Genomic DNA, 16,135 nt, shown 5'->3' on the forward strand with positions numbered 1-16,135 from the left:
ATGAGAAAAACGAATTGGGCCGGATTGATGCGGTTCTGGCTGACTGCGGCTGTGATCCTTATGCTGACTGCAGGTTCAGTGCATGCGGCTGAAGAAAAGACCTATCAATCCTTAAAACTGTTTGCCGACGTCCTGGAAGAGCTTGAAAACAACTATGTGGACGAGGTCAAGCCCGAAGAGCTGGTACACAATGCCATAAAGGGTATGGTGGGTAATCTTGATCCCCATTCCAGCTTCATGCCCCCGGATGCCTTTGGGGATCTTCAAGATGATACCAAAGGGGAGTTTTCCGGTATCGGCATTGTCATTACCATGAAGGACGGCATTCTTACAGTCGTATCCCCCATTGAAGGCACCCCTGCCTACGAGGCCGGTATCACCGCCGAGGACATCATTGTCAAAATTGATGATGTATCCACCAAGGACATGGCCATGTGGGAAGCGGTAAACAAAATGAGGGGACCACGGTACGAAGAAGTTAAAATCACCATCATCCGGGAAGGGGCATCAGCCCCGCTGATCTTTACGCTTAAACGGGATCTGATCCCCATGACCAGCGTACGCTCGGCCATTCTCACACCAGGGTTCGGGTATTTAAGAATCACCAATTTCAGAATGAACACCCTGGATGATGTGATCGAAAACCTGTCAGGCCTGGAAAAACAAGAAGGTGGTCTTAGAGGTTTGATTATTGACCTTCGGGATAATCCGGGAGGGCTTCTGGACCAGGCCATTCAAATCTCCGACCTGTTTATCGACAAGGGGACTATCGTATCCATCAAGGGACGCATTGAAAAAAACAACCAGGCATTCAAGGCCCATCCTAATTTTCCGGAACGTAACTACCCCATTGTCACGCTTATCAACGGCGGTTCTGCGTCCGCTTCCGAAATTGTGGCCGGTGCCCTTAAAGACAATTTCCGGTCTTTGATTATAGGCACAACATCCTTTGGCAAAGGTTCGGTGCAAACGGTACGCCCACTCAAGGACGGATTTGGGCTTAAATATACCATAGCCCGGTACTATACCCCCAGCGGGCATTCCATCCAGGCCAAGGGCATCCAGCCGGACATCCGGGTGGAGCCGGGGACAGTGGAGGAAGACCCAAAAGAAAATTCTGCCTTTGAGCTGATGCTCAAAGAAAAAGATTTGAAAAACAGTCTTAAACCCGAAGCAGAAGAGACTAAAAATAAGAAAAAATCCCAAAAAGATACTGAAATCGAAAAACTCAATAAAGATATCCAGGTAAAACGCGCCCTTGATATTCTCATAAGCTATGGTGTGTTCAGTAAAATAAATGGCACAAACTAAATCCACAGGCGGTACGAAAAAAAGGCCGGGGAAAAAGGCCAAGCCCCCGGCACCCCAAAAAACGACCAAAACCGCCCCCAAAAAAAGTACAAAAACAAAGAAAAAGCCAAGAACAGCAAGCAAAGCCGGAACAAAGAAACCTGCTAAGAAAAAAAATCCCGATTTTTTCCACGAATTGAAAAAAACGGTGCTGGGCATTGCCATCCTTGTCTCGGTCTGCCTGACCGCAGCGATGCTGATTGATATTTTTATACAAGCCGATCGGCCGGTGGCCCCAAAGACCCAGGCGGTGGCACAGCCCCAAGACCCGGTACCGCCTCCCCCCCGGCAAAAGCACCAGCCGCCGGAGACAAAGCGCCTGCCAACCGCCGAGCCGAAAATCATATCCAAAGCCAAAAGCCTTAAGGGAAAAAACAATTCAGCCGGCAAAAGCAGTATAGCCGAATCTTCGCTACCCAGAGAGGGATCGGCGATTGTCTATGAAGTATATGAAGATGTAACACCGGCACCCACTAAAAAGGTTATACCGCCGAAAAAAAACAATTTTGTACCCCGGATTGCCATTATCATTGATGATATCGGATACAACAAAGAACTGGCCATGGGCCTGTTCAACATAGATAAAAATATCACCTTTTCCATTCTGCCTTTTTCTCCTGCCGGAACGCAGCTTGCCCACAGTCTGTCGGCAAAAGGGGCGGAACTGATGCTGCATCTTCCCATGGAACCGACCCAGTACCCCAAGGTCAATCCCGGACCGGGAGCGTTGTTATCTTCCATGTCCCCGGATGAGCTTTTAACCCAGCTTCGAAAGGATATCCATGCGGTTCCCGGCACCGTGGGGGCCAACAACCACATGGGGTCCAGACTTACGGCGGATTCAGACAAAATGAACCAGATTTTCACGGTACTGAAACAAAAAAATTTATTTTTTGTTGATTCCAGAACATCTGCTGAATCCAAGGGCGAGCAGTCCGCACGTATGTTTCAGCTGAAATTTTCCCACAGGGATGTATTCTTGGATAACTTCCAGGATATCGAATACATTTCAGGCCAGATCAAAAAGCTTATCAAGCAGGCCAAAGACCATGGCAGCGCCATTGGTATCGGGCACCCTCACCAGGCGACCCTGGATGCGCTGAAACGCGAACTTCCAAAACTTAAGGAAAAAGCCCGGCTGGTGCCGGCCAGCAGGCTTGTTGAGGTACCAGAAAGTTAAAGGCTTTGATATAATTCCAGGGCCTGATCCACAGGTATACGGTCAGGCAGCACGTCTTCAAAGCAGGCGGTAAAATGGCTGTTTACAACTGTTAAAAGGGTATTCATCCGGTCAAGATCCAGCATATCAGACCGATCCAATTTTTTTACGCCCTTGAAATTTTTAGGGCAGAAATCCACCATGGCCCTGCCCTCTTTTTCCATATACAAAGGATATCCGTGGGTCCTGCAGATAATGGGGCGGGCTTCATAAATCATACAGACATGGTCCACGAGCAGGGGGCATGCGCGATTGGTCTGATGTGCCTGATCAAGAACCCTTTCCCGGCATGGGGCATCCAGGCGACTGAAGGCCCGTGACAAGGCAAAGGCCTCAACCGGAAATAAAGACAGGTGCCTGCAACATTCATCACACCCTTTTTTGCAGGCAAGCCGGTCTTTATGGATCCGGGCAAGCCTTTGGATGTGTTCATCCACCCGGGTGATCAGATCCGTGTAATTTTTCAATAGATTGTCAAGCACATGCTCTGTCATTGCATTTACCCCCCCTCTCCCCATTTATTTTCAGCACCCCTTATATCTTACTTGCCATGAAATGCAAACGATCCGGATAATGAATCAGAGAATTGATCCGGCCCGGAATATTTTATTGATTTTTTTGCAAGAGTAAGGCTAATCTTCATAAATCCTAAACAAAAATATTATTTCATGGGATCCTATGATTCAGATACGATATGACTATCAACGATTACGATGAGTTGAAAAAAAAATATGACGCCCTGCTTGAAGAAAACAAAGCTCTGAAAGCAAAAATCCGGGAATTAGAGCCCAAACCCGAAATTATTATTTCCCATCATAAACCTGACCAATCCAGGGAAACGTTGATATTCGGTAACCTTAAAAACACTGCAACAAGCCAAAAATCCGGTACGGCAGTAACATCAGAAAAATATGCCAGTGTAATTAGCCGGTATTCTCAAAGCAATGAAAAGATTAAGCTTTTTATGTCCCTGTTTAAAGGCAGGGCCGATGTATATGCAAAAAAATGGCAAAGCAAAAAGGGCGCTACAGGATACAGCCCGGTCTGCCTGAATGAATGGGTACCCGGGATCTGCAATAAGCCCAGAATAAAATGTTCGGTATGTGGCAATCAATCATATGGGACGCTGAATAAATCCGTTATCGAAAAGCATCTCAGGGGTGAGTACGTCATCGGGATCTATCCCATGAATCCTGATGAAACCTGCCATTTTCTGGCTATTGATTTTGACAAAGAAGGATGGAAACAAGACATTGCGGTGATTCGAAACACCTGCTCAGAATTTGAAATACCGGTCGCAATAGAGCGGTCACAATCCGGCAATGGCTGTCATGCCTGGTTCTTCTTTGAACAAAAGGTCCCTGCAGCATTTGCCCGAAAATTCGGGACATCATTATTGACCTACTCAATGGGAAAACGGCATGAAATCTCGTTCAAATCCTATGACAGGCTGTTCCCGAATCAAGACACCATGCCGGATGGCGGGTTTGGTAACCTGATTGCCTTGCCGCTCCAGAAAACGGCCCGGGATAACGAGAATGCGGTTTTTATCAATGAAGATTTTAATCCGTACCCTGACCAATGGCAGTTTTTATCCGGCATTCAAAAGCTGAGCGAAAAAGATCTGACATCTTTTATAAACAAGCTGGCCCGGGGAAACGACCTGGGAGTGCTAAAGGAAGAAATGTCAGAATCAACACCGTGGAAAAAACAGCAAGCCATTGACCTGAAGGCTAAGGATTTTCCCAAAACGGTTAAAATGACTAAATCCGGCATGCTGTATATTGAAAAAACAGGGTTAAGCCAGAAAGCATTAAATACCCTTAAAAGATATGCGGCCTTTAAAAACCCTGTATTTTATAAGGCCCAGGCCATGAGAAAATCAACCTTTGGCAAGCCAAGGGTCATTTCCTGCTCAGATGATTATAAAAACCATCTTGCCCTGCCTCGCGGGTGTGAATGCGATATCAAATCTTTGTTCAAAAAAAATAATGTCACTCTGATACAAGAAGATGAATCAAATCCCGGAAAGGCAATTAATGTTGAATTCCGAGGTGAATTGAGGGATGAACAGCAACTTGCGATTGATGCATTGTCGGTACATGCCAATGGCGTGTTAGCAGCTGCGACGGCATTCGGGAAGACCGTTATCGGCGCAAAATTAATCAGTATAAAAAAAGTAAACACCCTGGTATTGGTTCACCGGCAGCAACTTGTTTCCCAGTGGCGGGAACGGCTGGAACAATTTCTCATCATCAATGAATCCCTTCCTGAACCGCCTAAAAAAAGAGGCCGTAAAAAAGAACTCAATATCATCGGCCACATGGCGGCCGGGAAAGACAGCTTAAGTTCCATTGTCGATATAGCGGTGATGCAATCATTGAATACCAAAGGAGATGTCAAAGAAGCCGTACAAAATTATGGAATGGTTCTTGTGGATGAATGCCATCATGTTCCTGCAGTCACTTTTGAACAAATATTGAAGAAGACCACAGCAAAATATATTTACGGCTTGACGGCCACCCCTGCCAGACCTGACGGCCACCACCCGATTATCTTTTTTTACTGCGGACCTGTACGGTTTTCAGTGGATGCAAAAAAACAGGCTGAAAAGCGTCCCTTTGAGCACTATCTCATGCCAAGATTCACATCATTTAAATCGCCACCAGATAAAGACGGAAAACAGCTGTCTCTTCAGGAAATAAAAACATGCCTGGCATCAGATGAAATAAGAAACCAGCTCATCATGGATGATGTATTGGAATGTTATGAAAAAGGGAGAAAGTCCTTAATTCTAACAGGTCGGGTTGGCCATGTAGCAGAACTTGCAGCAAAGCTAAGGGAAAGAATATCAAATGTTATTTGCCTCACAGGTGGTATGGGGGATAAAAAAACGACCCGGGTAATGAGGGAAATCAATGGGATTGAGGAGACAGAGCCCTTTGTACTGGTTGCCACGGGCAGCTATATTGGTGAGGGTTTTGATGAAGCACGGCTGGATACGTTATTTTTGGTCATGCCCATTGCCTGGAAAGGGACACTGCATCAATATGCCGGCAGACTGCACCGTTACTTTAAAGGGAAAAAAGATGTACGGATTTACGATTATGTCGATCTCCATGTAAAAATGCTCGAAAAAATGTACGGGAAACGGCTGAAAGGATATGCCTCAATCGGTTATAAAGCCAAAGCCTCAAAATATCCCGATGCACCGACCAATATTATTTTCAATAAAGACAGTTTTTTTCCGGTTTATCTGCAGGATATTGCCGTTGCCTCAAAGCATCTGCTGATCGTCAGTCCGTTTATCACAAAAAACAGGATGTACCAAATGATGGACCACTTTAAGGACCTCTTGAAAAAGCAGGTAAAAATAACGATCATAACCAGACCGGCTGATGATTATGACAAAAATAGAAAAGCCATGTTGAGCAATCTTTTTTCAGATATTGATACACAAGGTGTCCAAATGGTATACAAACCCAACATCCACCAGAAATTTGCAATCATTGACAACAAGATTACCTGGTACGGCAGCATCAATCTTTTAAGCTTTGGCTATTCTGAAGAAAGCATCATGCGACTTGAAAGTACCAGTATCGCCCGTGAATTAACGGATAGTATCGATATGGAAACCTTTTCCAAGACAACGCCATTGAAATAGTGACTGGCCCCCAAAACCTTATTTGGACGACTCTGGCGAGCCGTTCAAACACGAAATAGATTTTCCGATCAAAATTTCCATGTTAAGGTAAAAAAACCCTCAAAGGGATTAGGATATGGATTCTCTCGTATTTGCCGCAGGATTCTGCATCATTGCCCTGGCTGCCAGGCAGATCGGCGACACATTTAAACAGGCCGGATTTCCCCTGATCAGCGGTTTTTTATTCACCGGCATCATTGCCGGCCCCCATGTTCTGAATCTGATACCCAGCCAGGCCGTTTCAACCCTGACCTTTGTGGATCAGGTGTCGCTGGGGCTGATCGCCTTTGCCGCAGGCGGGGAACTCTACTTGAAAGAACTCAAGTCAAGGCTGGTGGCCATTGGATGGATCACGTCAGGGCTTGTGATCTCAACCTTTACAATGGCGTCCCTGGCGCTTTTTGCCCTTGCCGGCCATATCCCTTTCATGGCGGCCATGCCGGTTTCAGGAAGAGTTGCCGTGGCGCTCATTGGTGGAGCCATTCTTGTGGCAAGGAGCCCATCCTCGGCCATCGCCATTATCAATGAACTCAGGGCCAAGGGCCGGTTTACAAAAACGGTCATGGGGGTGACGGTCATCTTGGACGTGGTGGTCATTGTGCTGTTTGCCGCAGCCATCACCATAGCAGACGCCCTGCTTACCGGGTTGACCTGGAATGTCGGGGTCGTCTTTTTTCTGATCCTGGAGATCGCATTGTCCATGTCCCTTGGCATGCCGGTCGCCGGAATTTTGTTTTTTATCCTCCGGCTTCCCGCCCCCTTTGTTTTAAAATCCACGCTGATCCTTTTAACCGGATACCTTGTTTTTATAGGTTCCTCAGGCCTTCGCGCGTACACCCACCATAAGATGAATATTGAAATTCTGATTGAACCCCTCCTGGTCTGCATGGTGGCCGGTTTTTTGGCAGCCAATTCAAGGCAGTACAGGAAAGAGTTTCTTGATCTACTCCATCGTGTCGGCCCGGGGGTTTACATTGCCTTTTTCACCCTGACCGGGGCCTCCATTCGCCTTGATATCCTGGCCCACACCTGGCCTATTGCCCTTATCCTGTTCGGGGTTCGCGTCTTTGCCATATTTACAGGATCTTTTTTAGGGGGGTGCCTGGCCGGAATCGGCGCCCAAAGCAGCCGGACCTATTGGATGGCATTTATCACCCAGGCCGGTGTCGGGCTTGCGCTTGCCAAGGAAGTAGGAATAGAATTTCCCCAATGGGGCCCTTCTTTTTCCACGCTTATAATATCCGTTATTATCCTTAACGAGATCGTCGGCCCCCCGTTGTTCAAACTGGCCATCAAGCGGATGAAAGAGGATCACCCCCCGGCCAAACCCAATGCCGTCAACGCACCACGGAATGTGGTGATTTTCGGAACCGACACCCAGTCCACGGCACTGGCCCATACCTTGTTTTCCCATGGGTGGCGGGTAAAACTGGCCCAGCCAAGGGGTGACTCTACCTTAGCAAGCCTGGAAAACAGCCCCCAGATACCTGTCCTGGTTGTGGACGGATTTGATTGCAAATCCCTTGAAAAAATCCAGTGCCGAACTGCAACGGCCATTGTGACTCTGCTAAGCGACAGAGAAAATCTGGATATCTGCGAAACCGCGTTTGAGCATTTTGCTACCCAGACTCTGGTTGCCCGGCTCAATGACCGCAGCAACCTTAAGGCATTTGAGGATCTCAACGTATTGGTCGTAGACCCATCCACAGCCATTATCGGGTTGCTGGACCACTTTGTCCGGGCGCCGGGGGCGGCGTCCCTGTTGATGGGATTTCACCGGGGCCGGGATGTGGCAGACGTGACGGTCCGCAACCCGGACCTTGCAGGCCTTTCCCTAAGAGACCTTCGCCTGCCCTTTGACTCGGTGATCATGGCGGTCCGGCGCAGGGGAACGCTCTATGTTCCCCATGGGTTTACCCGGCTGGAATCCGGAGACCGGGTCACGGTCATGGGCACCACGGCGGCCCTAAGAGAAATTGCCCTGCGTTTTGACCGGCATGAGGGCCAAGCCGCTTTAAATCTAATGGAAAGGGCCGTGCCTGAACAATTGAAAGAGGATGGGGAAAAACTTTATCTCATTAAAAACGGACAAAGAGACCGGTTTGATCTCTTGGTGGAAAAGGCTGTGGTGGCTGATCTTAAGCAGGAAATGGACAAAAACGCCTTTTTTGAACAGGCCGCAAAACAGCTTAGCAAACAGGTGGATATATCTGCATCCACCCTGTTTGAAATGCTCCGCCAAAGGGAAAACGAAATGACCACGGTGCTGGCCCCGGGACTTGCCATCCCCCACATTATCATTGAAGGAGAGAACCAATTTGGTATGCTGATTGTCAGGAACAAAAAGGGAATCATTTTTTCGCCCCAGGCCCCGAGCGTTCATGCCGCCTTTGTGCTGGTGGGAACAAGGGATGAGCGCAATTTCCATCTTGAGGCCCTGTCTGCCATCGCCAAGATTGTCATGGACCCGAGGTTTGACGATAAATGGCTCAGGGCCAGGTCTGCCAAGGCGCTCAAAGAATTGCTCCTGAATGCTGACCGGGATCGCCGGCTGCCTGAACCCTGACAGAAGGACTTCTCCACTCACTGGAGAACAGGTAGATTCACGGTCCCCTGTTATTTACAATTACATTTTTTAACCCACTGAACTTTCAGTAATAACCTGGGGTTCTAAATTCCACAATAGGGTGTGAACTAACAGGGAAAGTTTACTGTGCTCAGGTTCCTAAAAAAATGAGCTTGTCTTGGAGATAGTCCTCGCTTATTTATCAGGTTCCAAAAAAATTATTTATAATGCAGCAATTCTTTCTTTTTGGGCCTTAATAGTGTTCCCCTATATACCCAAATGCCTTCTCGAAAAGTTCCTGCTCTTTATGGAGCTTGTATTTAAAAAGCGTTTGCCGGAGCACCTTCTGTATTTCCTTTTGCCCGGCGTGCGTGCTTTGCCAGCCGTCAAATCGGGTGGCTCGAACGATCTTATCGATGTCCTCAACCACATTGGCGATGATCTGCGGAGTCGTGCCGTTCCTCATCTCAAGGAATATTTCAGTGAGCGCCTGCTTGTCGTCCGGAATGACCTCTTCATGGGTCTCGTTTTCGAGGCGGACCATATCGCGGGCGGCATCAAGAAGTTTTTTCAACCATTCAAGACTGCTCAAAACTCCGGCTTCATATTTATCCTTGAGGCGTTCAAGGCGTTGTCCCAGTTCTTCAAAGCGCGGATCATTCTTCGAGCGGACCTTTGCCATAAGGGACAGGTTCAGTTTCTTGGCCTTTTTCTTTTTTTCTTCCTCGGTCAGTTCAAAAACCGATTCCGCATCCATAACCAACTCGTCGATATCATCTCTGATCCGATCAATTTCGGTATTTTCATGGATCAATTTGATGGTTTCCGGCCCAAGGGATTCCCAAAGCAAAGATCCCAATCCGCCGACAGGCTTAATCGACTCATAGACCTGCGCCAACCAGCGATAGTCTTTTCTGAAAGCATTCAGATATGGGTCGGGCGTAATGGACTCCCAAAAACGTTTCAACACATTGAACTGCGCTGCAAAGGCATCTTTCTTTTCATTGCCGACCAGACAATCCTGCGCGGCAATCAAGCCTTCGTAGCCTTCGACAGTTCGATCAACACCCGGGAAATACTCCAGGCATTTTTCAATGGCTTCAGGAAACAGCTTTTTGAATGCTTCAACGCTCTCCACCACGCCTTCGATTTCCTTGGGATCGTAATCCAATGCCTTGGCAACATTTTCAAACACGCCGAGATAATCAATAATCAGGCCGTGCTTTTTGGTGTCACTGTAGAGGCGGTTAGTTCGGCACATGGCCTGAAGAAGGGTGTGATCCTTGAGCGGTTTATCCAGATACATGCAGTAGCAGATCGGCGCATCGAAACCAGTAAGCAGCTTGGCGGTAACAATAATAACCTTGAGCGGGTCGGTCGTATCACGATAGCGGTCGAGCAACTGCTCCTGAACTTCCGGGCTGGCATCAATCCCTTGCCACCGTTTGAAGTCTGCCTTCTCAATCGGGAGGCCTAATTTCTGCCAATTAAGCCAGTCGGTTGCTATTTTCTTTGGTTTGCCGTTTTCATCGGTTTCTTCTTCAATCGTGCCTTGTGAAATGTTCATCACCACTTCAACAGCATCTTTGCCGAGGCGCTCACAAAGGAGATAATACATCCGAACCACAGCCTCGCGGTCATACACGACCACTATTCCTTTAAAATGCTTGGGCGCAACGTGGTTTTGATAATGGTTTGAAATATCCTCCGCGATGGCCGTGATACGCTTTGGTGCTTTCAGCAAGTGGGCCAGCTTTCCAGCTTTTTGAGAGATGAATGTTTTCTCTTCCTCATTGAGGTTGTTCTGTTCTGCCAGCTCCTCAAATCCCTGATCGATGGTTTCCCGGTCGATGCGCAGCTCAACCAGACGAGGTTCGAATTTGACAGGCAGTGTTGCCTCATCACGAATGGACTGCTTATAGGAGTATCGATTGAGGTATCTGCCCGGATCATTGGGAGCGCCGAACAGCTTAAAGGTGTTTCGTTCAAGACCAGAAATCGGTGTGCCGGTCAATCCGAAAAAAAAGGCATTGGGCAAAGCCCAACGCATCTTTTCACCCAGACTGCCTTCCTGGGTGCGGTGGGCCTCATCCACCAGCACAATGATATTATCCCGGGGATTCAGGCCATCGGTATTGTGTTCATCAATTTCCACTTCATCGAATTTAAAGACGGTGGTGATCAGGATCTGTCGGGAGTCCTGCTTCAATTCCTGAGCAAGCGCCTTGCATGACTTTACCGGCGTGACGTTTTTGACAGCGGCATTGTTGAACACCGAGTTGATCTGACTGTCCAGATCCACCCGGTCAACGACCACCACAACCGTTGGATTTTTCAAGTCGGAATCTGCCTTGAGCATCTGCGCCGCAAACAGCATCAAGAGTGATTTACCTGAACCCTGAAAATGCCAGATCAGTCCCTGACGGGCATCCTGCGTCTTAACGCGCTCAACTATGGCTTTGGCCGCTTCATATTGCGGATAACGAGGCAGAATCTTGATTTTGAAACTCGGTTTGCCTGCTCCCTGTTTGATCGTCGAGAACACCACAAAGGATTGCAGGATGTCCAACAGCGTCTTCGGGTGCAGCAGACGTTCCGCACTCTTTAGCACGGTACGCATATCCTGCGGGATTGCTTCTCGGTCTTCGGTACTGTGCCACGGAGCCCAGTTCTTAAAACGGGCGCCGATCGCACCGTAATAGAAGGTCTTTCCTTCCGAGGCAAAGCAGAGCAGGTTCGGCACAAAAAAGGCTTTCTGGTTTTCCCAGTAATGCTTTTGACCGCCCAAAAAATCCGCCGCGCCATCCTGCCAGCTGATGGCATCGCGCACCGGCGTTTTTACCTCACCGACGACCAGAGGCAGCCCGTTGACATACAACACCAAATCAAAGTAACAGTCCCTCGTACCGGTAAACTGAACCTGCTGACTGACCACAAAGTGATTGTTCTGCGGTGTATCGAAATCAAGCAGGTGAATAGTGATGTGTTCGCCATCCTTGCCAAGCGGCATGGAAATACGGCCCAGCAGCCAATCCTGAAAGATCTCATTAGCCCGGATTAACCCGCTGTAGCCTGCTTCCAACAGCACGCCACGCAAACGGTGAATCACCTCATCCGCCAGATCCGGATTGGTAGCCAGTGGTTTATTCAATCGGCACAGCGTGTCCTTAAGCCAGGTATCGACAAAGACATCCTGAGGCTGCTTGCCATAAAGCACCAGATTTTCACCATGGACATATTTCCATTTCAGATCTCTGTTGCTCGTAATGTATTCCGCCGTTTCTTCAGCCACCATGCCGGTCTGAGCGGTAACAGGCTTACCAACAAGGTGGTCGCGTAGAGCATTCTCGATCGTATTCATCTCATTGAAGCTCATTGAATCAACCTTTTCGCCTTGGCAGAATTACTTTCAAATAGTCCTCCGTTGCCTCAAAGATTGGATCACAATCATTATGAGAGCGCATTAGTGGAATAACTTTGGTCCGCAACCCCATACCCCGGAAATCCACATAACCATAATCCCTCATAATTTCCATGATGATGGTGTTGCGAGTATATCTTTGTCCTGCAATCATTTTTTCAACAGTCATTGAGTTTTGAAGGCAACCAGGGCTGATGACTTCAAGTCGATCGGAATAAATACCAATTTCAATATCCACAAATCGAGTCCAATCTCTATGCACTAAAGCATTGATAAGTACTTCCCTTATCGCTTCAATAGGATACAAATATTGCTTTTCACGCTGGAAATTCTCAGCAATTTTATCCAATTCTTCAGAAATAAATGGATCCATTTTTTGAAGAACACTTTCAATCAGCCCTTCATCAATCAATTGCCTTGCCCCTTGCGTAAAATCCCATCTGGCAGCAAGAGGCCCATCCAAAATAGCATCTAATTCTGCTTTATATTCTTTATCCGGGCTATTGAACGCAAATAACCTCAGACCACTTTGTTTTAAATATTGGCGCGGTTGCTTCCCGAATAATACAATTCCGGCGATCGTGCACATTCCTTTGGGTTCGGTTAAGAAACCAATGTTTGCCAACCTGTTTTCCCATTCAGCATCCGTTGAAGGCATATCAGGATCATTTACAATATCTTTGAGATAATTTTCTATGCGAACTTTATCAAGATCATTTGATGAGGTGCGAGATACCGGCAGAACTTCGGTATGGAGCATGCCTCCTATCTCATATAGCCGCATCTGCTGCTCACGGGTTGCAAGGCGTGAAGTTGAACCCACTCTGATAAAAACTTCTTCGGCTTTATTATGCCGTCGAACATAAGGCTTGGAGCTCCCTTGTGGAAAGGTAAGAACAGCCACAATGGTTCTCTCATCTATTTTGATTTCTTCATAAAAAGGCAAAATCGCGGGATGAACCTTCTCTGAAATGACATTCATCACCCATTCTTCTACATCTGAACGCTGAAGACCAGAGATAGATCCATCATCATCAACCCCTAAGAGGATCTTACCTCCTTGAAAATTAACCAATGCCACGACTTCTTTGGCCAGCTGTTCTGGACGAATGTCATCCCGTTTGAACTCAACACCGGAATTTTCACCATTGGCAATAATCTCAAATAATTCTGTTTTCAGCATAGTATCATCCTAATAGCCGTATTTGAGTTTGCGTTGATTAAAGGCAGTACGTCCGCCCTCAAGAATATTCGCCGCCTTTTCACGCACTGCAGGAACATCAATGGCACCTTGTGCTTCGGGGGGCATGACTCCTTGTTCATCCACTGATTCAAAAATGCCAATCCATTCAGCATCACCAAAGACTGGAATATTGGCATTGTGAGTAGCAAAGAGGAACTGGCGATTAATCTTTGCGTTACGTAATTCGGAAACAATGCGATCGGCAATAAACGCATTATCCAGATTGTCCTCGGGTTGATCCATAATGAGCGGATCTTTGTTTTGTAACAATAGCAGATGCAGCACAGCCGTGCATTGCTGACCTGTTGAAAGCTTTTTCAATGAACGATAATTCGCTGCACCTTCATGTGATACATTCAATTCAATTTCAATGATGTCGGGCAATTCCAGCTCTTGAAGTTCGAGCACTTTTGATGCAGGCAGCCTAACCAGTGCATTTGCAATAGTTGGCGTTATACCCCAATTTGATCCTGTTAGTTCACCCATGCCTTTTTGAATCAATTCAGCAAGCTTCACTGGGGAAAAATCATCATGCTCATTAATCCATGAAAGACGTTTTTCCCCAACACCTTCCAAGTTGCAGCTTTGTAAGAAATCGATAACAGGCTGCCTGTTGGCTTCTGGCTTCACCGTTAGCTTCAGTTTGTTTTGCAGCTTTTTATTCAGCTTCTTGAGTGAAGACTCAAATTGAGCCGTTCGACTTGCACGATAACCCGAGAGTTCTACCAACAGAGAGTTTCTTTGTTTTTTCAGTTCATCAATCAAGGCTTGCTGACTCCTGATTGCAACTTCCTTGGGTTTAATCCGTTCTATTGCCTGAAGAAGCTGTTGATATTCAACACCAATTTCACGTCCACTTTTCCCTTCGCTTGCGGGTAGATTCTTAAATGTTTTTTCCAGTGTCTCTTCTTCACACTGGATACCTTGTTGCACGTCCGCAATCAACCGGGTAATGATTGCTTTGCTCGTTGTGAAAAAAGCCTTCCATTGATCAAATGTTCTTTCCGTGTCGACTTTCAACTGATCCAATGTTGTTTTTATTTTCTTTAATGCGTCGCTGTGGGGAAGATTGTCAATCGCCTTATCACTTAAAAAAACGGTATCCGGCAAAGCATCCTTGATTTGAGCAAAAGCCTGCTCCAGATTATATAATTCCTCTTGTTCAATACGCTGTTTAAGTCTCTTTTCTGTTTCTAACAGAGGAATAATCTTGAGCTTATCCTCAATACCAAGTGATTTAAATTGTTGCACGCGTTCCTGCAACTTGGGCAATTTGCTTAATTCATCTTCAACAATCGATTTATCCTCAAGAGCATTATGCAATTTTTTTCGATTCCCATTGAGGGCAATGAGTGCTGTTTTTATTTTATCCTCAAAAGTATCATGTTCAGCATCTAAAAAGCGGCCAAGTAGTTTCTTTTGAGACTGGCCATCCTGGGCGATTTCGTAAATCTCGTTCTGACCGTAGATTTCTATCTCAGGGAGAAGCTCGCGGGGAGTGAAGGATGAAATATTTCCTGCTTCCTCTTTTACAGAGGCGCTTTCACCATAGCGACGGGCAATGGTGTATTTTTTGCCATTCATTTTAGATGAACGCACTACCAACTCAATTCGACCTTTGGATTTGCCAATATTTTCCTTGATGATTTCCAGATGTTGTTTACACGCGCTCTTACCAATAGGATCCAGCTCCAGTGCATAACGAATGCATTCCAGCAGGGTTGATTTTCCTGTTCCGCGACCACCAATTACCGAATTCAAGTGTTCTGAAAAATTAATATGAACACCATCCAAATACCCCCCGGTAATGGATAATGATTCAATGCGAGAATAGTATTTTTCTGAAATATCACTATTTAAACGCACCCGGGACTCTGGATCCTGAAACGCCAACTTAAAGGCCTCAAAACCGGGTTTGGTCATCTTAATCAGGCAAGAGGCTTTTGGATTTTTTAGTGTCTCGGGTTTTTCCACATCTTTGGCATTGATAATGGCAATAGGTGTTTCTCGTGTATAATCCCTGTTTTTATTCATTAAAATCTGACGATAGCCATTATTCTCTTCAGCTTTTAATTCATCAAGTGTTGCAGGGATTTGAGCGGCTTTTAGCAGGTCATTTTTCCAAACATGAACAAGTTTGTGTTTCAGTATCCCACTGTCATCCGTGCAGTGTGCTGCATAACAAAAGCCACCAAGCTCATTTATTTTTAACACTAAGTCATTGCCGCCAAGATTGGATGGCCAGACACCATCACTCGGATTCGTTAAGCCCAATGCCCCTAAATAGCGATTCAGCTGGTCTGTTGTTGTCTTCTCAGGAAAAAGACATACAAAATGCACTTTTTCGGTGGTTGCAATCTCAAACCCTGGAAAAACAAGGATTCCATGTGGTTTCAAGACATTTCGAATCGCATCGATTCCATCCACATTGCCGTGATCAGCGATGCCAAGTACTTTGATATTCTCTTCTTTGCAGACCTGCAAGAGCTGCTGGTTATATTCGTCTTCCGTTAAGCGCTGCTCCTCTCCCCGATAAGCAAGATAAGTGTAAGGATTCACCTGTAAAGCACACTTCCAGAACCGGGCTTTTGTGTATGTTTCGGTCATCATGAATCTCCTATATCAAATTCTAT

General features: G+C 46.5%; 8 protein-coding genes. 4 read left to right on the forward strand and 4 right to left on the reverse strand.

What is annotated here, in order from left to right:
* On the forward strand, positions 1–1,311 hold the full coding sequence (locus EYB58_RS04225; protein ID WP_111953526.1) for a S41 family peptidase: 1,311 nt from the start codon (positions 1–3) through the stop codon (positions 1,309–1,311).
* Positions 1,298–2,530: a divergent polysaccharide deacetylase family protein gene (locus tag EYB58_RS04230; RefSeq protein WP_111953524.1), complete on the forward strand. Its 1,233-nt coding sequence runs from the start codon at positions 1,298–1,300 to the stop codon at positions 2,528–2,530. The genes EYB58_RS04225 and EYB58_RS04230 overlap by 14 nt, the downstream gene beginning before the upstream one ends.
* On the opposite strand, the gene EYB58_RS04235 is transcribed toward EYB58_RS04230, so the two are convergent.
* Entirely contained in the window at positions 2,527–3,063 is a 537-nt protein-coding gene (locus EYB58_RS04235) for a YkgJ family cysteine cluster protein (protein WP_111953668.1), read from the reverse strand. The genes EYB58_RS04230 and EYB58_RS04235 overlap by 4 nt on opposite strands.
* 200 nt (positions 3,064–3,263) lie before the next feature.
* On the opposite strand from EYB58_RS04235, the gene EYB58_RS04240 reads away from it, so the two are divergent.
* Together EYB58_RS04240 and EYB58_RS04245 are read left to right on the forward strand one after the other, a co-directional pair.
* Positions 3,264–6,233, forward strand: a complete 2,970-nt coding sequence (locus tag EYB58_RS04240; RefSeq protein ID WP_111953522.1) for a TOTE conflict system archaeo-eukaryotic primase domain-containing protein — start codon at positions 3,264–3,266, stop codon at positions 6,231–6,233.
* A 115-nt stretch (positions 6,234–6,348) separates the two neighbouring features.
* Positions 6,349–8,838, forward strand: a complete 2,490-nt coding sequence (locus EYB58_RS04245) for a PTS sugar transporter subunit IIA (protein ID WP_111953520.1) — start codon at positions 6,349–6,351, stop codon at positions 8,836–8,838.
* A gap of 253 nt (positions 8,839–9,091) precedes the next feature.
* Here EYB58_RS04245 and EYB58_RS04250 read toward each other — a convergent pair whose 3' ends face one another.
* The 3 genes from EYB58_RS04250 to EYB58_RS04260 are packed head-to-tail and all read right to left on the reverse strand — an operon-like array spanning position 9,092 to position 16,112.
* Complete coding sequence (locus EYB58_RS04250) at positions 9,092–12,214, reverse strand: type I restriction endonuclease subunit R (RefSeq protein WP_207309124.1); 3,123 nt, start codon at positions 12,212–12,214, stop codon at positions 9,092–9,094.
* 4 nt (positions 12,215–12,218) lie between these two features.
* Positions 12,219–13,442: an RNA-binding domain-containing protein gene (locus EYB58_RS04255; RefSeq protein ID WP_111953518.1), complete on the reverse strand. Its 1,224-nt coding sequence runs from the start codon at positions 13,440–13,442 to the stop codon at positions 12,219–12,221.
* A 9-nt stretch (positions 13,443–13,451) separates the two neighbouring features.
* On the reverse strand, positions 13,452–16,112 hold the full coding sequence (locus EYB58_RS04260) for a TrlF family AAA-like ATPase (RefSeq protein ID WP_242637551.1): 2,661 nt from the start codon (positions 16,110–16,112) through the stop codon (positions 13,452–13,454).
* Positions 16,113–16,135: the final 23 nt, after the last annotated feature.

The organism is Desulfobacter hydrogenophilus (assembly GCF_004319545.1).
GTDB lineage: Bacteria > Desulfobacterota > Desulfobacteria > Desulfobacterales > Desulfobacteraceae > Desulfobacter > Desulfobacter hydrogenophilus.

What these genes read in the sequence shown, in the direction of transcription:
- EYB58_RS04260 (WP_242637551.1), bottom strand. Translation starts at nt 16,112, where the DNA reads ATGATGACCGAAACATACACAAAAGCCCGGTTCTGGAAGTGTGCTTTA.
- EYB58_RS04245 (WP_111953520.1), top strand. Translation starts at nt 6,349, where the DNA reads ATGGATTCTCTCGTATTTGCCGCAGGATTCTGCATCATTGCCCTGGCT.
- EYB58_RS04235 (WP_111953668.1), bottom strand. Translation starts at nt 3,063, where the DNA reads ATGACAGAGCATGTGCTTGACAATCTATTGAAAAATTACACGGATCTG.
- EYB58_RS04250 (WP_207309124.1), bottom strand. Translation starts at nt 12,214, where the DNA reads ATGAGCTTCAATGAGATGAATACGATCGAGAATGCTCTACGCGACCAC.
- EYB58_RS04240 (WP_111953522.1), top strand. Translation starts at nt 3,264, where the DNA reads ATGACTATCAACGATTACGATGAGTTGAAAAAAAAATATGACGCCCTG.
- EYB58_RS04255 (WP_111953518.1), bottom strand. Translation starts at nt 13,442, where the DNA reads ATGCTGAAAACAGAATTATTTGAGATTATTGCCAATGGTGAAAATTCC.
- EYB58_RS04225 (WP_111953526.1), top strand. Translation starts at nt 1, where the DNA reads ATGAGAAAAACGAATTGGGCCGGATTGATGCGGTTCTGGCTGACTGCG.
- EYB58_RS04230 (WP_111953524.1), top strand. Translation starts at nt 1,298, where the DNA reads ATGGCACAAACTAAATCCACAGGCGGTACGAAAAAAAGGCCGGGGAAA.